Source organism: Bacillus sp. 2D03 (assembly GCF_003946765.1).
In the GTDB taxonomy this organism is placed as follows: Bacteria; Bacillota; Bacilli; order Bacillales; family Bacillaceae_G; genus Bacillus_A; species Bacillus_A cereus.
In genome coordinates, this window is record NZ_RPSJ01000015.1 from 79,449 (window position 1) to 102,102 (window position 22,654).

Below are 22,654 nucleotides of genomic sequence, written 5' to 3' on the forward strand. Positions count from 1 at the left end.
TATTTTAGTTATTAGACAAAAAAGCACGCTAATGATGAATATACATCCACAACATATTTTTCTTGTAACAATTAAAATGACTTCTAGTTAGTACATACTTATATTTGAATGATGCACAAAATCATTTCTTCTACTCAAATACTATAAAAACTACAATCTATAATTATAGATTGTAAAGATATTAGCTGCACTTTTTTTATCATAGAAAAGAACTCATACTTATAGTATGCCCAAATAAATAAGTCGTATACCTAAGTATTACAACTGCTATTTATAACTAAAACTCCCAATATGCTACACCGTTCTTTTTATAAACCTCCTTGATCAAGAAGGTTTCAAAGAAAGTCTATCTCCATTTAATTTTTAACACAATTTGAAGTACACAACCCGAATTTGTTAATGTCATATAAACAATTAACTAACACTAATACCCTTGAATGAAATTAACATATCAACCGACATTGATATGAAACGAAACAAAAAATGTGTAGATGTTAATTTCAGATTGATATTTTACATGTTATATCAATCTGATGATACTCAGATATAAATTAACGTAAAACCAATTAGTAGATCTACATTTATTATCATTAGTTACTGGAATGTAATAACTAACAAACCAGCGCATGCTATATTTTATTACTAATTACTTTTATTAACTTTTTAATGGGTATCTAAGTCATAAACACCCATTAGAATAACTAATATCTCTAAATGTAAATGGCAGTTTCTATTTCTGATCAACATGACATTAACAATTAGGATGATTTATCCTTTGTTTGGGTGTTTTTTGTTAATGTCGTATCAATCTCATAGCAATCCCTCATTTCATGTCAATGTTATCTTTATGGATATTCGAAGTATGCTTATCTAATTTTCGTTAACATATCAATCTCATTGTCTTATTTATGAACTTATTAATATATACAAACATATACTGGAAATCGGATATCTACAAAATACATCACTTGGATTATTCTAGTATTCTAAGTCGAACCTTAGTATCTTAAAAACTTCCTCAAAATTATCTATAAAATCCTTCGTTTATGGTTCGCATTTCATGTTAAAAGGTAATCTTTTTAAATCAACATGTATACAAAGCATTGATCTATATCTATTATAGTTAACAAAACATTAACAATAGGTGGTTGTAGTGTTAATTTTATGTTAATTTCATGTTTCATGTTAATGCCAACTCACAGGCTCAATCTGTTCTTTAATGCTGATAAAGATCATTTTGTTGATACTGACTACATAAATTTCTATCATGACATGCAATATACAACTTAAATTGTACATTCTATACTAAATTAATATACATAAGTAGATCCTAACTTGTATGTAGCGAGTAAATAGGGAGTAGGACGAACCTCTTCGAAGTATTATGATTGTGCTCCTATATCCTTAAATACCGTTTTGTTTATTGAACAATACTAACTCTACATTAATATTATTTACTTTTTACTAGTTTTTATACGTGATAATTAGATTTTGGGCGTTACTTTGTGTATTTTCCGTTATATACCCGGATTATATCCTTATAACTTATTTACAAAATAGCTTTATTTCCTTATCATTAATATTAAGTAGCCTAATTTGTTAATCTCATAGCAACTATCAGTAACGCTACTACAATAATATATATATTCCCATTAACAAAACATTACCAATTATATATTTCAAATTGGTAATAAAGTTACTGATTCACCGAATTCTATACTAAACGTTAATGTTTTGTTAACAAGTATATGTTTACATGTTAATTCTATATTTCATGTAATTCACTGGATTGGTAGGGATTTTTACAAATATTATCGAAATACTAGCTAACATGTTAATCTCAGCTCACATGTTAATTATAATTAGTTATTTATGAGTTGATTTTTGAGGAGGTAGTTACAATGATTGAGCAAAAAAATGAAAAACAAGACCATCAAATTAACGATGATGATATATTAGATGATAATGTTTTCGAAAAAGCATGGCGGATAACAGAATTCTCAAAACTAGTAGGACGTCATCATAATACAGTTTATAATTGGTTCAATATCCTAGAAGAAAAGGGACTTCATGAAACTTTAAGAACTCAAAATACAAATGAAAAACTCTATAATGCTTTAGATCTTGAAATTGCTCTATTTATAAAGCAGAAAAGGGATGAGAAATGGTCTCTAGATGCAATTATTGACCTTTTACCACACCAATTTGATTTAAGACCAGTTTCACCAGAACATCAAACAAATGAGGTATCCACTGAATTAAACCTTCAAGCTACTGCTGAAATTATTGAAAAAATGGTAACTAAACAGTTAGAAGAAAAAATAAAACATATTGAATCTCATTATGAAGAGAGGGTAGAAAGTATATTAAAGCAGTTACCACAACCAGAAGATGTAGAAACGCTAAAATTACGCCAACGCCAAGATAGGCTTGATAATTTTATTATTGAGCATAGGGCACGTCAGGAATTAAGAAAACAAGCAGAGAGCTTATGGAATAATAAACCTGAGGAAGAGCGCACTAGAAAAGCAGGCTGGTTTAAAAAAGAGGAAGACTTGAGTAAAAAACAACTCTTCATAGAGCAGTACATACAAGATAATATTATTGAGTATATAAAATCTCTTATGGATTCAGTGGAATAATAAAAAAGTCTGGAACTTAGTCCAGACTTTTTTATTATTTTGTAGTACCAAACATCTTATCTGGATCTAGAAAATCTGCTAGATCTTCATCTTCATTTGCTCCAGCATTATTATTTTCTTCGTCACTACCCATATCAATAAAATCTCCAAATGCAAAACCTAAATCCTCATCCTCATCTATACTTTCAATCGTACTAATTTGAGACTTTTTATACTGAATTTGGCTTTGTCTTTCTTTAAATTCATTAAATTCTTCAACTAAACCTTTAGATAATCTCGATGGTAATGCATCGGTTTTATAGAAGGTATATACAGTTCCTAAGAAATCATTCTTACTTACCAAATATCCATTAAAAACTGTACCATTTATAGGTAAATTATTTGAAACTTCTACCTTAGCATCATCCATAAAGGAATCATTAATATTCTTTTGCTCATCTAGGATAGCAAGCATACCAAAATGATGTACTTTTGATGCTTCAACAGAACCATCATCGTTCTTCTTCATCAAATCAATCGGGGGATGGAAAGAGCTTCCTCTTAATGATTCTTGGAACATTTCTATAATTGCATGGCTATTTTCTATTTGATTCATATTACGTGAAACCTTATTAATTACTAAACAGCCCGTTTTCTCAAGTAAAATACGTTTAAAATCTTGAGAATCCAGTATTACAGATGTACCAGATCCATTAGCAGCGGTATTTAACTCATGAATAATTTCACTAATACGTTGATTTGCATAATCTCGTGAATTAGCGATACCTTTTTTCTCATTTTCATTCAATTCCTTAAATTCATCATAAAAATGCTGGTTATCAGCAAACACAACAAATGCTACACCTTTTGATTTATCATTTGCTAATTTCCAAATTTCCTGTGAAAATTTATTTACTTGTCGTAATACATCAGGCCCATCTGCTCGGACGGGAAGAGTTACAACAATCCCCATTTTAATAAAGTCTTTGCGCTCAATAGCATTTTCAAAGGCTATTCTCGCAAACTTCGCTTGATTCGCCTTGATTTCAGACATTGGATATAGCTGCGCAACTTTTTGTAATTCTTGTCTGATTACTGGCTTGTTATGAAAAGCCGAAAATTCTTCAATAGCCTTAATGATTGTAGAAGTTCCAGTTCCTCCACCTAAACCTGCAAAAAATAAAACAAGTTCATCCGAAGGTCTTACTCGTTCAGTAATAAATTCTTTTAGCTTTTCTTTTGCTTCCTCATTTGAATCAAGGACTTTTACTGCACGCTCAGGATTCTTACCTAAACCACCTAATTTCAGTGAAACTTGATTACTTTTGGGTACATTTTTTAATTCAGCTAGATCTCCATCATTACTGTTTAGTGCTAAGCAATTATATACTGCTGTACCATCTGTATGTGTATATTCCGCAAATTTATCTACCATTCTAGTACCAGCTTGACCAAAACCGACCATCGTCATTTTAACTGCCACTTCATTCTTCAAGAAGTTTTTTGCCATTATTTTATCTCTCCTTATTTATCTTTTTTCTTTTCCCTAACTCAATCAGTACTTGTTGCCCTCTATAAGTTGAGATCAAAAATTTATATGGGTGCATGGTTTTTTCATAGATTAAAGACATTGATGATAGTGTACTCACACTTATTTCAGCTGAACGTCTAGATATATTCGTACGTTCAACCTCTAAAGAATAGGATTTTCCCTTTTTTTTCTTTACTCTCCTATCAATAACTACATTTTCCACTATTTCATTAATAGATATGCCCCTCATGTACTTCGTCTCTTGAAATTGTTTATTTACTATGTTTCCTATGTATAGAAATACACTATAGAGTATCTCATCTTGTTCAAGTATATCAGCAAACATGTTTACTACTTCATCTGCAAACTTGATTGTTTGATATTTTTCACTTAAAACTTCGTTCAAGTCGTCCCCCCCTTAAAACACTGGTTAATTATTCCTAGAAACATAGTACATCATTACACGTCGTATATCAAGTCATTATAAATAAAACTTATATACAGGACTTGTATATAAGACTTATAAAATTAAAAATAGAATTAATATATATTTTATAAGGGTTTATGTATACGCCTTATATATAATGCGTATACATGTTATATCAATCTTAAATTTCATGTGATTGACATTTCAAAAAAGATTATTAAAAAAACCAAATCAAAATTCTAAAAAACAGATAAAAAACCACCAATTTTTTCAGCATAAAAATTCCAGAAAAACTTATACACCTTATATATAAGCTTTATATATAAAATGTATAAAATAATACTTTTATATCGTAGTTAAATCAAAAAAACAAATTATCTAGTTTACATACAAGTTTTATATAAGACCCTTATATAAAACTTGTATGTAAACTGTATTTATAAAGCTTATATAATTCAACTAAACTTTTTTTAATATTCCAACAATAAATATTGTTCGAGTATATTTATATTACTAGGGAGATTTCAAGACATTCTTATAGCAATTCACACTAAGTTTTTCTTTGTTACCTAGCTGTTTTAACGGGATTTATCACTTATAAGACCGCTCATTGTTAATGTTATGTTAATGTACTGTTCTTCACTTAGTACTTGTTAGTTCACATTATTATATATGTTATAAGAAAAATCATCCTCTTTTCCTCATTTGAATTCAATTCCTTGTCAATTTCATTCATTCCTCAAAAGCCAGTAGAAGAGGTTGTTAATTTCATATGAACAGCATCAATACCCTTGATATTCAACATATTAAAAAGGGAGTACTAGGATAAATCAACTTTGACATTCTAAAAGTAGTAGGCTAACAACCACATCTCTATTATAAAAAAGATACATTTGTTCAAACTAGATTATTAAAAGTGAAATCTCATCTTATTAACATCAAAGTGATACTTACATTATAATAAATTTTTTTGTAATGCAGGAGGAATGATGATAGCAATTACAACCTCACATAAAATTAACAACTGTTCAATTTTATTATTTCAGTTAAGATAACTCCTTGTTTAACGAAGAAAAAGTGAAGGTAATTCAATTGACTAAAACCAATATGTTAAGTATCTATAGACATATTGTTAACTTATTTATGATTTGGTATAAACAATTAATATTATTTGTCTAAGTGAATTTATGATTCTATACAAGAAAAAAACATAAAAGAAAAAGTTGGAATTTTACATTGAGCAAATAGTAGAAGTTGAAAAGAGCGTTTCATCACTAATAAAAAGTTGAATTTCGAATTAAGGATAGAAAAAATTATTCTTTATTATCAATAAACCTTTTTATAAATCTTGAATAATTTTAATCAATTAAAATAGTAGTTTGGCTATCTAATAAATGTTAGGACGTCATAACATTATTTTATAAATAGAATTTCATTATAACTATTGTTAGGTATCTAGTAGTAGCTCGTCCTAACAAAACAAACGATTTAATAGAGCCTTATAAATCAATAATTTATAAGAGATTTATAAGAGTAGTTTTCATCTCAACTTCAACGTACAAAATGAAGTACCTCTAAAAATTAAAATGTCTTATTAATTTTTTCAGGTTTTACAACCACCACATCAATGTAATAGTATATTAAAAATAATAAGTATTTAATTTAGTTTAATTCAATATAAGAGGTGTATGCATTGTCCGAAAAAGTGTATAAATATAGAAGATCAGGTACCCAAAAACATTTTCACTTAAAAGAAGCTGACATATTTGTCTTTACAGTTTTATATTACAAAAGAGCACTTACAACAAGGCAAATCACGCAGTTATATAGTGCATTTGAGGGAAGAGAATGTTCTGAAGCTAGCATATTTACAAAGCTTGACCGGTACTCACAATATGGAGCTATGTTAACTAAAAGAATAGATAAAAGGGCTGACAGTATTACGAAACGCGCTTTATTCTCCTTAAAAGAAAAGACAATTGAATTCTTATTGGAAATAGGAAGAATTCCCAAAAAAAGTTCAAAAAGACGGTACTCAAGAACAACTTCTCTTCACACTATGTGTTCACGTGAAGTCATGATCCGTACTCTTTTAGCGACTACAAAGAAGACACAAACCAATGAAGTATTATATGAATTGGATATTCGTTCTTTTTACCAGAAAAAAAATATAAAAATTGAGGACAACCAATTGGCCTTGATTCCTGATGAACATATTTCATACCAAGATAAAAATATCCATATTGAGATGGACATGTGCAAAGAGACAAATTCTATCTTAGTTGAAAAAGTAGAGAAGTACATAGAATATGCAAAAAAAACAAATGAGGATGTAACGGTTGTCTTTGTTATGTACGACAAATCAATGTTCCTTGCTGAAGATGCAGAACCGCCATACATACGTATGAAAAATCTATTATTTTCTATGCGGAAGCATCATGAATTATTAATGAATATACCAAATCTAAATGTACACATTTGCTCATTGAAAGATGCTGGGGATGTTATTTCAGATATCATTCTAGGAACAAATGATAATCAAAACTTGGAACAAGATATTCTTTTTCCTTTATCTCAACGTACAGTAGGAGATGTCAATTGGCGTTACACTTTTGTCGAAAAAATTCAAACGTTTAAAGAATCAATAGATGGTGGCCTTCGACGCACATACAAGAGAGATAAAGCTTCTATTCAAGATTTCTTTTTTATTTTTGGAAATGAAAATGATTACCGAATGATTGCAAGATTAGATGATGTCGTGTTTTCAAGAAGGGATGGAGATGAAGGCGTTCCGCTTGTAGTTATCTATCCTAAACGTGAAAATCCTAGAGATATTCTACTGATGGACACTTATAATAATGTACTACTTCTATCCATTCAAAATACAAATATAGCAATCGATGAACAGATCATGGTACATGCTGCAAATAACGTTAATCCGAAAAGACGTAAACTTGTAGAATTATATTAATCGTTTATTTTTTATATACTTTTATATAACTTTATTGATTTTTATTATTTAAGGTGATAGAATAACGTTTGAACTAAACACTCAAAACTACAATCAAATCAGAACATATGAAATTAAGGCAAGCGACACACGCTGTTTTTACAGTGGGTGTCGCTTGCCTTTTTTTGTATGGAGAAAGGTGGAAGTGGAAAATGACAATGAACTTACAATTTGCAACAACTGCTGGGGGAGTGCTCTCAGCAAGAGAAGCATTTAAAACTCCAGAACTAGTCCTTAAACATATTACAGAAGGGGGAGCTAAATTTTGCGTTTCCCTACAAGATATCAAAATTCCAGGGAAACCTAATTATTATTGGTACGATGTAATAATTGAAACTGCGGCGAATAACAAACTAGAGATAAATATTGCAGTACTTTCTCAAGAAGAATATAACCAATTGTGTGAAGGAGATAGTATTGACTTATATTTAAAACAAACTGAAGATGCAGCGAAGTTCTTTCTAAAAAAATCAAAGGAACAATTCAAGCCAGAACTTCATAATCGTTTTACATTACACCATAAAGCTCAACTATGTCTTTAAAAAGTAGGTGAACCCTTATGGAGACATCTAAGCAAAGATTACCATTATACACTACAATCGCCTTAATTAGCGGATTTATCCTTTCATTTGGATTTGGTGTAGCAAACTACATCCAGTTACTCTACTATGCATTTGAACCACCGTCTTATCCTATAGAAATTACATATGTACCACTATTTTTAATGTTCTTCTCTTTGCTATTAGGAGAATTTAGTTTTAGGTTCTACAGCCGTATCCCAGCTTTACAATTTCAAAATGGCAAGTTATTAATTTTAATTGCTTCTCATATTGCAGTAGATATTCAGTTTTTATGGTTTGCAACTACTCCTATCCATGCGAAAGTTATTCCTTATCTTATGAATAAAGCAAAACATGTTAATTTTGGTGAATATCAAGCAATAGGGGATGTATTAACAGGAAATTTCCATACACTCACCATGATATTTGTATTCTTACCGACCGTATTTATGATTTTGTTTACTCTTTGGTATAGTGGCCATATTATCCGTTACAGAGAAGAAATCTTAAAGTGGGTACAAAAATACGAATATAAAAATCATAAGTTGCAAAAGTGGTTTAATAGCCAAGAGGAACAAATATATCCTGATGTTGATATAGGTCCTCATATTAAGCACAAAGAAATGATTCGAATCAAGGGGAAAGATAGAACCCTAAATGGAATTATTATTGGTCCTATTGGTTCTGGTAAGACATCTAGTTTAATTATTCCAATGATTAATCAAGATTTACACTGGATGGTACGTTTTATAAATAAGTTTGAAAATACGTATAAAAAGAATAATTATGATACAGAAGAAGTAAAAGGAACATTTTTAAATGGGATAACTGTTATTGAACCGAGTAATGATTTATGTCAAAAGGTATTTAAGTTAGTACAAGCACACAAGATTCCTGAAAGTTCAATTTATTATATTGATCCCACAAACCCTGATACCAAAAACATTAATATTTTACGTGGACCAGTTGATAAAGTAGCCGAGGTTTTTGCAATGGTTATCCAGGGTCTGTCGGAATCTAATAATGCATTCTTTGAACAAGCACAACGGAACCACCTTAAGCAACATATTTATTTATTAAAACTACATAACCCACAAAAAGATGTGACCTTTGATGACTTAATAGATATGTACGTGCGCCCATAAGGGTAGATTTAGAATTGATTAAATAGCACTAATCTAGGTTAGCTCACGAAAGACCTATTACCAATCACCTCACCTAGAAGGGAAACCTAAAGGGGAAAACAGCATGGTGATAAAGTCATAAGTTGGTCAACTACTAAGATCACGACTGAATGGCAAGGTAAAACTCATAAATAAGGATGAAGGCTACACTGCTTGAATGATAGACCAAGGGTGGTCAGCAATACGAGTAATGAAAGGTAGTTGATACATTACTAGGGAACAAGGTTATAAAGAGGATAGTTTAGGTCGTACATATAAGCTATCAGTGAGCCTCTCCCTCCCAGCCACAGTAAGTGGAAAAGGTCGAACGTCACATCCGACATTATGAAAGCTATTCTTTATCTATCTAAATGGGGATTGCCTAAGTTGGGATGCCACCGGCATACATGCGAATTTGGCTATGAAGAATGACACCAAGTTACTAACAAGGTGTGTGACTTCTGAATACCCAATAAGGCAACGGAGCCTTCATAGTAGTCCGAGCTAGGGAAAGCCTAGTACATGGCGAAGGAAGGCAACTTATCCGGTCTAAAACAAAATTGGAAGGTGTGTGAGACACAATGAGAAATCCAAAAGCAGTATTAGACAATCTGAATAAAAAAACAATTAACCCAGCTTATAAATTTGAACGTCTGTATCGAAATCTATATAACCAGGAGTTCTACTTTGCAGCATATCAAAAAATATATGCAAAAGAAGGGAACATGACTAGAGGAACAGATGGGCATACCATTGATGGTATGAGTTTGGAACGTATCGATAAAATTATTGAAAGAATTAAAAATCAAAGTTATCAACCAGCTCCATCTCGCAGAGTATATATCAGTAAGGGGCAAAATAGGGGGAAGAGGCCTTTAGGGATACCCTCTATAGATGATAAATTAGTTCAAGAAATCGTAAGAAACATCCTAGAAGCTGTTTTCGAACCGACCTTTTCTAACAATTCTCATGGATTTAGACGTAATCGCAGTTGTCATACAGCACTAACACAAGCAACTAAAATCTTCAAAGGAGTTAAGTGGTGGGTAGAAGGTGATATCAAAGGCTTCTTTGATAATATTGACCATCATATTTTGATCAAACTGCTAAAAAGAAAAATTAAAGATGAAAAATTCATTAATTTAATCTGGAAATTTCTTAGAGCGGGGTATTTAGAGGATTGGAAATTCAATAATACTTATAGTGGCACTCCACAAGGAGGAATAATTAGCCCAATTCTATCAAATATTTATCTAAATGAACTTGATAAGTATATCGAAGAGTATAAAACACTATTTGATAAAGGCACACGCCGACAAAACAACATAGTATATACCCAAAAATATAAGAGACTTTGGTATTTAAAAAAGAAATTCGCAGATAGAAAAGCACTGGCTCCACACAATGAATTAACTGAGATTACAAGTGAAGTGAAAAGGCTTCAAAAAGATATACGTACAATGAGTTCAGTAGAATTAATGGATTCTAGCTTTAAGAGAATTCAATATGTACGATATGCCGATGATTTCCTAATAGGGATAATCGGTTCAAAACAGGCTGCAGAAGAAGTAAAGAAAGACCTTACGGCTTTTCTAAAGAATAAACTAAATCTTGAACTATCATCAGAGAAAACACTCATTACACACGGTAAAATGAAAGCGAGATTCCTTGGATACGATGTAACTATAAGTAACCTTCAAGCTGTATACAAAGGCTCAAACAGTAGAATAGCCAAAAGGTATGCATCAAACAAGTGCGAAATTTACATGCCTAAGGAAAAATGGATTGGAAAACTTAAGGAGCTCAAAGTTCTTAAAATCGAAAAAGATAGTAGCTGGAAGTCTATTCATAGGGCCGAATTAATAAACTCCGACAATTTAGAAATTCTAAGTATATACAATAGTGAAATTAGAGGTTTATATAATTACTATAAACTAGCAAAAAATGTACACAGCCTACAGAAGTTTCGCTACATTATGAAATTCAGCATGGTAAAAACTTTTGCAAGCAAATACAAACTATCAGTCAGCAAAATAATGGAAAAGTTTAATCATGAAGGCAATTTTAGAATTTCTTACACGACTAAAACTGGTCAGAAGCATAGATATTTCTATAATGAACCTTTGAAAAGGGTTTATGAAAATCCAACTACTAATAGAGAAATAGATATTGTTCCAAATACTATGATATATGCAGGACGCAATAGTCTAATCAAACGCCTTAAGGCTAGTAAATGTGAGTGGTGTCAAACTGAAAACACCGCTATCGAAATGCATCATGTTAAAAAACTCAAAGAACTAAAAGGAAAACAACTTTGGGAAAAAATCATGATAGCTCGCAACCGCAAGACACTAGCATTGTGTAAAAAGTGTCATGTTGACCTGCACGCTGGAAGATTAGATTGAAATTCAGAGGATAAGTGGAGAGCCGTATACATGGAAACATGTACGTACGGTTCGGAGGGGAGCGTTTGAAAACCTATCACAGTAATGTGAAAAGGCGTTGGGCGCTTACCCTACGACGATGTAGAACGTGTACACCGTATGCACAAACTATTAAAAGTACAGGTAGAAAAATTATATGATTTTGTTCAAAGTGGTGTTGCTTCACGTGATCAAAAAAACGAATATAAGATTATAAAAGGTATCGATGAATGGTTCGATAATACCATTCGTGAAAAAACGGGTTTCCAAGGGGAACCGGCCGTTTATAAATCTGGAAAATATCGTGGAAAACCAATGCATTATGACCGGGAAGAAGAATATGTAAAAGGTTTGCGTAACATCTTAAAAGATTTAGCCTCAAATGTTTTAATACGACGTGTTTTATTTGGAAAATCAGATTTTGATTTTGATGTTCACCTAGAGCAAGGTGGTATTTTACTAGTAAATACAGCCAAAGGAGAACTTGCAGATCTTTCTAATGTACTAGGAAAATTCGTATTACTAAGTATGCAAAATGCTGTATTCCGAAGAGAACCAAATATTTCACCATACCATCATATTATTGTGGATGAATTCCCTGATTATGTTGTGCGCCCGTTCAAAGAATTCCCTGCACAATCTCGTAAATATAAAGTCATTCTGACAATTGCAAGTCAAACACTATCTCAATTAGCTTTGGATTTCACAGAGCAGTATATGTTTACTTTACTAGGTTCGTTCCGTAACAAGATGATATTTGGTGATGTAACACCATATGATGCGAAAATTTTCTCTGACATGTTTGGTGAAACAGAGGAATTTAAAGAATCCGAATCCGAACAAGGGATTTCTCCTATGCAAGAGAATCCCGTTAGTCGCTTAGGTTCGACATATCAAAAATTAAAAGAAGTCGTTATGTCACCAGGAGATATTATGGCACAAGGTGCCTTCATTTGTGCTGCGCGTATTGTACAAGACAATCATGTGCAACCTGTACAACAAATTACTAGTAACTTTGTACCCAAAGAGGAATTTACTCAAGCAATCATTCAAGTAGAGATCAAGTCTGGACAATATTGGGAAACTGAACGTCTTCGACTCATTGAAGAATCTATCGCAAAATCAAATCCTATGAAACATGTAGATGCAAATAATAAAAAACAGATAGAATCATTTCCACCTATGCATGGTGATAAAATAGAACAAAATAATTCCATAGAAACAAACACTGTAGAAAATGTAACTTTTCCTGATTATTTTAAGGATGTCAGTCAACAGGGAAATGTTATTGAAGAAACTGAAAATAAGTTGTATGAAGAAATTAAGGCATTCGTTATTGAATCACAACAAATCTCACCATCTCTTTTGCAAAGAAAATTCAGAATCAGCCATATAAAGGCTGTAAAATTTATTGAGAAGTTAGAACACAATCACATTGTGAGCACTTACACCGGGAATAGCCCTCGTAAAGTTTTAATTTCAAACAATAATAATACGTTGATATTATCAAAGGATTCTCAAATCAATACTACTCCTTCATCTAATACAGATTTAGATAATACGACTTCACGAGAAAATAGCATTCCAAACGAAAAATCAGAAGCAAAGCAAGAGGAAACAGGCTTCTTTAAAGACATCCTATATGATGATGTAGTAGCCTTTGTTAAGGCATCAGGGAATTCTTCTATACATGCACTACAGAACGCATTTAAAATTGATTATACACGTGCTTCAAGATTACAAGATGCCCTACAACGGAATGGCGAGCTGCCGAATATAACAAAAGAGACACATAGGGAAATAGTAGGTCCTAAAAAAAATATGGAGCTAGCAGAACGGAAGAAAGAGGTATCTAATACTATGCTGGAACCAAAAAGGGATATAGATTACCCAATTCATTTAGGAATTCCTGTAGAAACTGATCCATTGCAAAAAAAGCTTCTAACAGAGGGACTTATAACCACAGTATTAGAGGAAACAAAAACAGATATGAAAACTAATTTGAAACCAGCTACAAAAACAGTTAATCCCACTAAAGAAAATAAACTTGATGAAGAGGTTGCAAAAGTTTACGAATCTATTAGCATTACTGTTCATCAAAACTTAGAAAAGAATATGGTAGAGAACACTAGAAATAATGAAGAGCAGCATGAAGATAAACATATCGACTATAAAGAACGCAAAAAAAACTTAAAAGCCAAACAAAAGAATACGTATAACAATACAAATTCACTACTTAATAAAAACCAGCAACAAAAGAAAAATACATCTAATGTAATGAGTAAGGAATTAGATGATTTTTTTGATTAATACCTATAGAAACCTAAAATAACTTTTTATTCAAGATTATATTTTTAGGGAAAATCTAACTTAAATTAGGAGGAAAGGTTAGATATAGTATTTTAACTTTTCCCTTTTCAAAAAATAATACTTGCACAAATTACATAAAAACGTTATATTTTAATTAATAATTATACAAATAAAACATGACTTACGTGAAGGACACACCTTACGTACCATTCCAACGGTACAGGTGTGTCCTTTTTTACGTTCAAGGAGGAAAATATAATGGTTGAAGATAAGGTAAATACTCATATTACAAAAGAACTAGGGATGGCATTTGAACCGGATAACACGCTAGAGGACATCTTTATAGAATCAACTTTCAATCAATTTGAAAGAATACGTGAACATGAATTAGAAGAATTAGCTCGTATGAAACGTGAACGTACTGTAGGGAAAGGCTTAATTACAATAGTATCTGAAAAATTATTCCCAACTAAAAACGGGACATCTGAGCGGATACAAGTGCTCACAATGCAAATTGGTACTCATACGACAGCATATTGTCCACTTACAGAGGCAGGTATAAATATTCCTAAAAATCCTCAATGGCTGATAGGTAAAACAAAACCCGTTATTATTGAGCATTTCCAAAGAACTGAGGAAGGGAACTTTGCTGTTGTATCTATCACTGCAGGAGAACTTGCACTGCAAAGAAAATTATATGAAGAAATAGTAGAGCAAGAGGGGAATAAAGTATACACAGGAACAGTTTCTGGACATATTCCATCTGCACAAACTATTCTGGTTGAAGTTCATGGTGTAACAGTAGGAGTAAGATACTCGCAATGGTCTCATTCATTCGTTCGTTCGGCGGATATTATTATTGGCGATGTTGTAGAGCTTATCATCGATAAAGTAGTGGAAAAGGATGGGCGCTATGAGTTTAGAGGAAATAAAAAGAAACTTGAAACGGATCCAATGGAAAAACTATTAGAATTAAACAAACGACGTGACCGCTTTGTAGGTAAAATTGTAGGTGTAGATGCTATTGCTGGGATTTTCGTAGAAGTTGCACCAGGTATTCAATTTAAAGGGTTAAAGGGTCGTAATCTGGCAAATCCAACCGTGGATGACGCAATAAACCAAACAATTGTTACATGTGAGCTGCTTAATATTGATGCTAAAAATAGAAGAGGAACTGTACGTATTCTAAATTATCCGCAAGGCCAAAGTAAAAAATCTAATTCGTCAATTTACCAATTTTAATAGATGATTATGCGTACAATAAAGAAACAAATGTCTACTTATATTCCTTCTATTCCTCATTTATCAAGTGAGGATGTACAAGGACTTCAAATATATCGGATACATGACTTGGATAAAACCTATGTATTCCACTCTTATGACGAATTAGTTAAGTTTAAGCAGCTTTTAACAGTGGAACAATATGCTATACTCAATTTCATTGGTGTTCATACATCTGTTCGGTTTAATCATTTATTATATCTATTCAAGAATAAATTTTCACGGAAGAAAATTAATAATGCACTTCAAGGATTACTTTACTATCAATTTATAGAAAAATGGCAAGTAGAAATTTTTGATATGGAAATCTTTGAAGAAACATATACCTTATCCAATAATGGATTTAAACTACTAAAATACTGGCAAGGGAATATGTTCTTCTTTGCCCCAGAGCGTCTTGACAATCATGGTAAATATGTTCACCTACGTTATTGGCATGACATAGACCTACTTTGTCATTTACGCTACGCTCCTTCATTTTTAGGTCATATTATGCATCCATCTATTAGTAAAGGGGTTTTTACCCCTTCTTTAAGTTTTATAGTAAATGGAGGAAAAGAACGTAAATTTAACTTTGTTGTATACTCCACCTTATTATCTGATCAAAAGGATCGATTAAAACGAATAATTGCTAGATGGCAGACTTTTGTAGAGTCAGGAAAAGATGTTATTATGCAGGACTTAGGGAATAACCCTACAATCTTAGTTATTTATGTTTCTACTAAAAAACAAGCAAAGAAAATTAATAATGAACTATTACTTGATTTAATTCCTGGTAAAGTATTGTTATGCATAGGGGAATCTTTACATTTTCAAGGATTACAACACGCTTTTTATCAACCTCTTGCAGAAGGGGAGATTAAACAATTAGATACAAAGCTATTTAAAGAAAACTAATCCACCTTACAAGCTTTCGCTTCAAGGGTGGCTTGTTTATTTTATAATTAGCTTGAAATATTCAAAAAAACTTAACAAAATTAATAATCCTGTATCTACCTCTATACAAAGCAAGGATTTTGCGAAATAATATTCTTTGACACCTGTTAATAAAATAACATTATATACAAATATAGTTATTTCATTGGAGGAATATACAAGAAAGGAGTACTATATTGCTACGTATACAAAGAGGGTACATGTACGATCCTGATAATAATGAGGTAATAGTAAATGAAATTTTCTATGATGGTACATCAGAAAAAAAGTTAGGCAGTAAAATGGGGATATTTGATCCAGTTAAAGTACCTATTGCTATTTTTGAAAAGGTCCAGGAAAACGAAAGTATGACCTATATGGAAAATGTTGAAGTAGAAGAAAAAAATATTAAGGAAATACTTTGTTATTTAGTTCAAAATCAAAAGCCCGAAAAACTATATTTTGAAATACAGTACATGAAGTAACACCAGGGCCTGAATATAAGAGGGGATTTATAGCAGGGGAATCAGGGGCATTATTATACAATACATGTGGGATCTGCATATAAACTTCCTTCTTATCTCTGTTCTATTGAAAACAATTGAATATAATATAAAAATGGTTTAATATAAATCTATATTTATTGTTTAATTGATTCCGTCTATTCCCACGCCCTATGTGTTGTGGTTGAGTTTTAGAAACAAGTTATATTTTTGTTTCAATTATGAAAGGGCTTCTTTGAGCCGATTAGTGTATATATAGCTTATTTTGCTATGCACATTTTAATCGACTTGAAGAAGTCCTTTTTGTGTTGTCTTCAAGTTAGGAATCACTTATACATAAACCTTTAGGACTAAAAGTATGCTAAATGAGAAAGTACAAATTTTGTGCTTTTTGTTTAATTTAGGGGAGAGATTATATGAATTTTTACAGAGTATAGCATAAAAAAATATGGATAAAACGCACATATTTCGTGCTTTTTATTTAGAAAAGAGGATATTTATGATGAAATATGAACATGCAATTACTTTAGATAAGCCAATCTTATCAATAGGGGAAATCATTTAAAATTTTCAAAAGAAAAAAATAATTAACACGTTAAAAGTTATGAACTTACTATCTATAAAATCAAAACTTTATATTGTTGGAAATTCCAAAATTTCACTATGAAGTAAGATAATAAGTATCAATTCATAATGGCATTCGAAAGAGAAGAACAAGGGAATCTAAATATGTAAAGACTTGTTGCAATGCTAAAAGCACAAGGAATTAGAATATGAAACTTGAGAGGAGTTATATAATATGATTACAGTTAATCGAGGATACATGTATGTTCCAGATGATAATGAAGTCTTAATTACCGAAATTTATTATGAAGCTGCTACAGATACTAAACTAGGAAGTAAAATGAATAACTTATCTTATTCAGCCATTCCTAATGAGATTAAAGAAAAAATAGAAGCAACTGCTTCATTATCCTATGTGGAAAGCATTGAGATGTCTCAGCCATTAGCTGTCCTATATCAAAATGAAATTAACATATATGGAAAACCAGAAAAACTATACTTTGAGTATACAAACATTTAAAAAGAAAAAAGACATTGAAACAAACTGTTCAATGTCTTTTTTCTTTTTAAACTATAGAGGAACAAATGGTTAAGGCTTTGTTTGGCATCCTATAGTGTTTTAGGTGTGTTATACTTATATTTGTTAATTATAATATTACGTAGAAAGTTAGGTTTGTTTACTACTATTCGATATATATAACTGGAGGAAAAATTATGTTTTTTTTTAAAAAGGCAGTATGTGGTGTTTGTGATACAAAGGTTGGTTTAAATCGTTATAAAATACTAAAATCTGATGCATGGCTATGCCCAGATTGCTTTCATAAAGCAGGTGGCTTGGGTGTTGTAAGTGTAAGTACGGACACTATCGAAGAATTGAAAGCTACAATCGATGCAAAGGTAGCAAAACTTGCTGAGGATCCATTGTCATGCGCTGAAGGAATGTATCAATTCTGTATAGATAATACATTTGGTTCTGGCTTTAATGAAAAGTGGGGTGTAAAACACTTCAAGGTATTAGAAGATAACTTGATGAATGGCGAAAAAATTCATATGACTTATATCGGAATGCACGATTATCAATCTACAACAAAGCATGATGGTTATTATGCCTACGCCATAAGTAATAAACGCATTATGTTCGGACAAAAAACAATGACTGGTGAAAAATTCAAAGCAGTAGATCATGAAAAGATAAATGATATATCTTTTGAAATAGGGATGTGGTTAGGCTTTCTAACAATTGATACTCCGCAAGAAAAGATCAAAGTTGCGTTAGATAAAGATTCAGCAAAATCCATTAATAATCATATCCATCAAGTTCTAGATGCTTTAAAAAGCAAACCTACTGAAGCTCAACCACAAGCAGTATCTGCTCCAATATCAACAGCAGACGAATTAAAGAAATTCAAAGAGCTATGCGATATAGGGGTTATTACAGAAGATGAGTTTAACGCCAAAAAGAAGCAGTTACTTGGTATATAAATACAAGATAAACAAGGCAAGTATATTAGAGGGAAAAAGACATTAAACGTATTTGTTCAATGTCTTTTTTATTACACTGCAGAGAAGCATGTATAATAAATATTGTAAATGAAATAGAAACTGCACCCTATACGAATTATTGACTAACCTAGAGTTTCTTTTTAGATGACAGTTTATTAAATTTTTAGCGATAAAAGCCAATAATTTAAAATTGAGACATCCTATTTCTTATAATCTGAATAATAATTTTTGTTACCTAGGACAAGGATACCAAGGTGCTGAGGAGGTACTAAGAAAAGTACGAATTTTCCCAAAGTCATCATAAATATTGCGTGGAATAGTCCACGTGTGCGTGACAGTATAGTTCTTTAACCTACAATCAGGTGATACAATATCCCGCCATTCAGTAAGGAACCCTCCATCTTTGGTTAAATAAAGAATCTTAAAAACCGGATTCCACACTACTTCCCCCAAGAGGGTCCTGTTGTTATTTAGGATGTATGAAAAACTAACTTGACTACTCTTATCAGAATTTAGCATAACTGTACCAGTAACGTTAGATATAGACATAAAAACATCGCTTTTATCCCCAGTACTACTGTTGAATACAATCCAGCCTGGGGCAAAGTATATTTTAGTTAAGCGGATATTATCCAATTCAGCAATTTTTAAGACTGTGTCTTTTGGTTCAAATCCCATAAAATATCCCCTCTCATCCAAAAATATATTCATTGTATGAATGTATTTTTGTCCTAGTAAATTGGATTTAACTATTTTTAAAAATTAGGTAGTATTACTACTTTACTTAAATCTAAAATACATAAGTTGTCATGAACGAATTATTATTTTGAAGGAGATGAAATATTAATGCATATAGTTCCGTGTTGTCATCTACAGGTATATACATCATTTACACCAAATCCTATGCAGTATATTCCATATGGGTCATGGAATACTTTTGTACAGCTCAACCCGCAACCACTACCTCCTGGTACTTTTGTAGAACTCAATCCACAGCCACTACCTCCAAGATATCATTATTAAAAACAAAGGCTTTCTAAAAAACTTAAATTGCGGAGTACATCTAAAGACCACTGGGAAGGTAATCTTTAGATGTATTTACATACAGAACATTGCTTCATATACAACTACAGAGGAACAAAGCATTCTATTACAAGTAACCCCTAATTTAACTTTCACTTACCTTTAGACTTTCGTCCTTCATCAAGTTAAGGAATAAGGTATCTGTGATGATGGGTTCTAACAAGACTTCAAGAAGGTTTACAAATGTTATTAAGCATTGAAGGACGTTGGGAAATAAGGGCACAATATGAAAATAAATATGTAATAGTAAGGAGAAGAGAAGCGCATATATAATATACTTAAACGTCAATATAATTCTATTTTCCAAGGGGTGATTTGGATTAACGAGGAAGTACAAAGAGAGCTAAACCTATTAGTACAAAAAATTTGTGAGACCGTGTCTTCTGTCCAAAAAATTATCCTTTTTGGCTCTCATGCTTATGGTACACCAAATAAAGATCGTGATTTTGATCTTTGTATTATTGTGGATGGTGTAGGAACAAGAAAGAGAGAAGTGATTAATCTTATCAATTGGGGTATTTACGATGTGATGGAAACACCAGTTGATATTTTAGTATATGGACCTGAAGAGTTTCAAGAACGTGCTAACCGTAATGTAACCATGGAATACAAAATTGCACTAGGGGGGCAAGTTTTATATGAAAAATACTGAGGATCTAGAAGAGTTGCTATTCATTGCAAAATCTAATTTAGATTCTGCTAGGTACTTAACTCACATGAAACCTTTCCCTGCCTCAGTTATTTGTTACCATAGTCAACAATGTGTTGGGAAACCTCTAAAAGGATTTCTTACACTAAACATTAGAACAGCCCCTAAAACTCATAACCTTTTAATGCTGCACAAATTTTGTCGTAAATTAGATGAGGAGTTCTCATTGATTTTAGAACAATACGTGCAGCTGAATGGTTATGTTACAAACATTCGTTATCCGTATTTTGAAGCACTTACTGTCCAAGATGGATTAATGGCTCAACATGCTCAAAAAGTAATGAGTTTCTATAATGAAAAATTAAACAAGCTAAATATACATGAAATTGTGATTGATTAAAAATAGAGGATATGCATAAGAGAGGGTTCCTATAGCAAGGGACTCTCTTTTTCTATGTAAAAAAGAAGGGGCAAGTTTTATAATGATGAATACTTATAGAGAAATTAAAGAGGAAATGAAAAAAGTCAATTTATCTCGAGATTGTTGTTTTGTAGGTTAAAGTGGGGAAAAGATAGTCCGTTGTCACTATTATGTAATACAATTGCTGAGATTCTGCTAGAGAACCGTACAAAACCTATTGATATCTTGGCTTCCTAGGTTGGAGTAGAAACACTTCTATGATTGCTGATATCTCACTGACATTACAAAATATCTAGGCTAATACAGATATATAAGCAGCTAATCGCTTGTTTATACACTTCTAAACCTCTCGTGATAACAGTAATTAAGAGCCTTGCCTAATAAGACAAACAATGAATGTATTTCGCATTTGCTGCGCCAAGATATGTCTATTCAACCCTTCACGTTTTAATTCAAGTCGTATCATCTTTTGTATTGCAACCTCAGACAAAGCCTTTGGCGCATCTTTTTCGTAAACTCAACGATATGTTCCCTGATTAAAATTAAATGCTATAAACAAAGGATTATCTGTATACCGTCTAAGCCTTACATGTTCAGGAATAGTTATATAGTATTTGTAAAGATGCTTTGTATCTTCCTTGGTTAAGGAAACAGACCTAGTTACACCATTTTCTCCTGGAACAATTAAAGAGCAAGCTGTATATGGCTCATATTAAGCGATACAAGCCCTTGTAAGGACAACCCATAGTTTACTACTAAATTTATTATAGAAGCGTTTCTATCCATAATAAGAGGGCGATATTCAACGTGTCTTTCTGTTAATCCTTTTGTTGAAAGGGTAGTTTGTTTTAATAGTTTTTCTTCTGCTTCGGTAATAAAATCCTTATCACTTAGTGATTGATCAGGAATTAATGAGAGGTGAAAATCATCTACTGAAGTATCTATCGCTAAAGACATGTTCAATTTATTTAAGAACGGCCATATTCTGTGCCTTGTTTTCTAGCGCATAGAAATACTCCTAATAATTTTCTTTAGGTAGTTCACTTCATGATTTGATATCTAGGAGCTTCTCATTTGCTCTTAGTCACTTATAAAAACCAGTAATATCGTAATTATAAAGTTCAATCCTAGATTGTTTACGTCCATTTTCTGCTAAATAAGCAGAAAATGCTTCTAATACTACTTCTATACTAATACCCTTGTTCATTATAATCACCTAAATTCTTATCATATATTATAACAAAAAATAAGTGAAAAACCTGCTACCGCCCTTTGCTACGCTCGGTTGTTGGCATATCAAAAAGGAAAACGGACAAACAACCCTTTTCCTTTTTGATATGTTGTTTTTTATTTTCAATGAAAAAAAAGACAAATCTCGTCCTAATAAGGATTCGTAGATTTGTCCTTTTACATGGGAGTAATGATATGTTTAATTACCATTATTATAACGGATTTTACAAATATTTTCAATTAGGTCGGACATCTTATTAACAAGCATACTAGCTGTATTAAAAATCTATTATAAATATGTATCTTATATATTAAAAAGAAATAAAGATAAAACTATTATAGGTTATCAAAAATAGGGGAAAGATCTACTCCCACAAGGGAAAATTTGATGTTGGAACGTAAAAAATCATAAATAGTAGAAAATGTATCCGGAAATTCAATAATTATTAGACTATCACTT

The 22,654-nt window shown here is 31.7% G+C and carries 15 protein-coding genes and 2 pseudogenes; 13 read left to right on the top strand and 4 right to left on the bottom strand.

What is annotated here, in order from left to right; translation table 11 throughout:
• Positions 1-1,901: 1,901 nt before the first annotated feature.
• Positions 1,902-2,642, top strand: coding sequence for a MerR family transcriptional regulator (locus EBQ15_RS26580; RefSeq protein ID WP_000572539.1), 741 nt, complete (start codon positions 1,902-1,904; stop codon positions 2,640-2,642).
• Positions 2,643-2,676: 34 nt separating this feature from the next.
• Here the strand turns inward: EBQ15_RS26580 and EBQ15_RS26585 are convergent, their stop codons facing one another.
• On the bottom strand, positions 2,677-4,131 hold the full coding sequence (locus EBQ15_RS26585) for an FtsZ/tubulin family protein (RefSeq protein WP_001097031.1): 1,455 nt from the start codon (positions 4,129-4,131) through the stop codon (positions 2,677-2,679).
• A 4-nt stretch (positions 4,132-4,135) separates the two neighbouring features.
• Complete coding sequence (locus EBQ15_RS26590; protein ID WP_001006726.1) at positions 4,136-4,558, bottom strand: hypothetical protein; 423 nt, start codon at positions 4,556-4,558, stop codon at positions 4,136-4,138.
• A 1,714-nt stretch (positions 4,559-6,272) separates the two neighbouring features.
• Here EBQ15_RS26590 and EBQ15_RS26595 point away from each other — a divergent pair.
• The 10 genes and pseudogenes from EBQ15_RS26595 to EBQ15_RS26645 all read left to right on the top strand — a co-directional run bounded on the left by EBQ15_RS26595 (position 6,273) and on the right by EBQ15_RS26645 (position 18,790).
• Positions 6,273-7,550 carry a replication-relaxation family protein gene (locus tag EBQ15_RS26595; RefSeq protein WP_001291942.1) on the top strand — a complete coding sequence of 426 codons (1,278 nt, stop codon included), beginning with the start codon at positions 6,273-6,275 and terminating at the stop codon, positions 7,548-7,550.
• Between the two features lie 107 nt (positions 7,551-7,657).
• Positions 7,658-8,131 carry a hypothetical protein gene (locus EBQ15_RS26600; RefSeq protein ID WP_002001865.1) on the top strand — a complete coding sequence of 158 codons (474 nt, stop codon included), beginning with the start codon at positions 7,658-7,660 and terminating at the stop codon, positions 8,129-8,131.
• Between the two features lie 17 nt (positions 8,132-8,148).
• Positions 8,149-9,294, top strand: coding sequence for a type IV secretory system conjugative DNA transfer family protein (locus EBQ15_RS26605; RefSeq protein ID WP_000450209.1), 1,146 nt, complete (start codon positions 8,149-8,151; stop codon positions 9,292-9,294).
• 599 nt (positions 9,295-9,893) lie between these two features.
• A complete protein-coding gene (locus EBQ15_RS26610; RefSeq protein WP_001245656.1) occupies positions 9,894-11,717 on the top strand; it encodes a reverse transcriptase/maturase family protein in 1,824 nt (607 codons plus the stop codon).
• 111 nt (positions 11,718-11,828) lie between these two features.
• A pseudogene (locus EBQ15_RS26620) lies at positions 11,829-14,045 on the top strand (DNA translocase FtsK); the annotation flags it as partial.
• Between the two features lie 258 nt (positions 14,046-14,303).
• A complete protein-coding gene (locus tag EBQ15_RS26625; protein ID WP_000228952.1) occupies positions 14,304-15,287 on the top strand; it encodes a hypothetical protein in 984 nt (327 codons plus the stop codon).
• 9 nt (positions 15,288-15,296) lie between these two features.
• Complete coding sequence (locus EBQ15_RS26630) at positions 15,297-16,223, top strand: hypothetical protein (protein WP_001259170.1); 927 nt, start codon at positions 15,297-15,299, stop codon at positions 16,221-16,223.
• 215 nt (positions 16,224-16,438) lie between these two features.
• Positions 16,439-16,726: a hypothetical protein gene (locus tag EBQ15_RS26635; protein WP_002183131.1), complete on the top strand. Its 288-nt coding sequence runs from the start codon at positions 16,439-16,441 to the stop codon at positions 16,724-16,726.
• 817 nt (positions 16,727-17,543) lie between these two features.
• The gene (locus EBQ15_RS26640) at positions 17,544-17,828 is read left to right on the top strand and encodes a hypothetical protein (protein WP_000633829.1); all 285 of its coding nucleotides are present in this window, start codon (positions 17,544-17,546) and stop codon (positions 17,826-17,828) included.
• Between the two features lie 194 nt (positions 17,829-18,022).
• Positions 18,023-18,790 carry a PH domain-containing protein gene (locus EBQ15_RS26645; protein WP_000464745.1) on the top strand — a complete coding sequence of 256 codons (768 nt, stop codon included), beginning with the start codon at positions 18,023-18,025 and terminating at the stop codon, positions 18,788-18,790.
• Positions 18,791-19,042: 252 nt separating this feature from the next.
• Here the strand turns inward: EBQ15_RS26645 and EBQ15_RS26655 are convergent, their stop codons facing one another.
• The gene (locus EBQ15_RS26655) at positions 19,043-19,489 is read right to left on the bottom strand and encodes a hypothetical protein (RefSeq protein ID WP_000505330.1); all 447 of its coding nucleotides are present in this window, start codon (positions 19,487-19,489) and stop codon (positions 19,043-19,045) included.
• A gap of 670 nt (positions 19,490-20,159) precedes the next feature.
• Here EBQ15_RS26655 and EBQ15_RS26660 point away from each other — a divergent pair.
• Together EBQ15_RS26660 and EBQ15_RS26665 are read left to right on the top strand one after the other, a co-directional pair.
• Complete coding sequence (locus tag EBQ15_RS26660) at positions 20,160-20,546, top strand: nucleotidyltransferase domain-containing protein (RefSeq protein WP_033679413.1); 387 nt, start codon at positions 20,160-20,162, stop codon at positions 20,544-20,546.
• Positions 20,533-20,943 carry a HEPN domain-containing protein gene (locus EBQ15_RS26665; RefSeq protein ID WP_000798818.1) on the top strand — a complete coding sequence of 137 codons (411 nt, stop codon included), beginning with the start codon at positions 20,533-20,535 and terminating at the stop codon, positions 20,941-20,943. Before EBQ15_RS26660 ends, EBQ15_RS26665 begins: the two co-directional genes overlap by 14 nt.
• A gap of 391 nt (positions 20,944-21,334) precedes the next feature.
• Here the strand turns inward: EBQ15_RS26665 and EBQ15_RS31710 are convergent.
• A pseudogene (locus EBQ15_RS31710) lies at positions 21,335-22,171 on the bottom strand (integrase); the annotation flags it as partial.
• Positions 22,172-22,654: the final 483 nt, after the last annotated feature.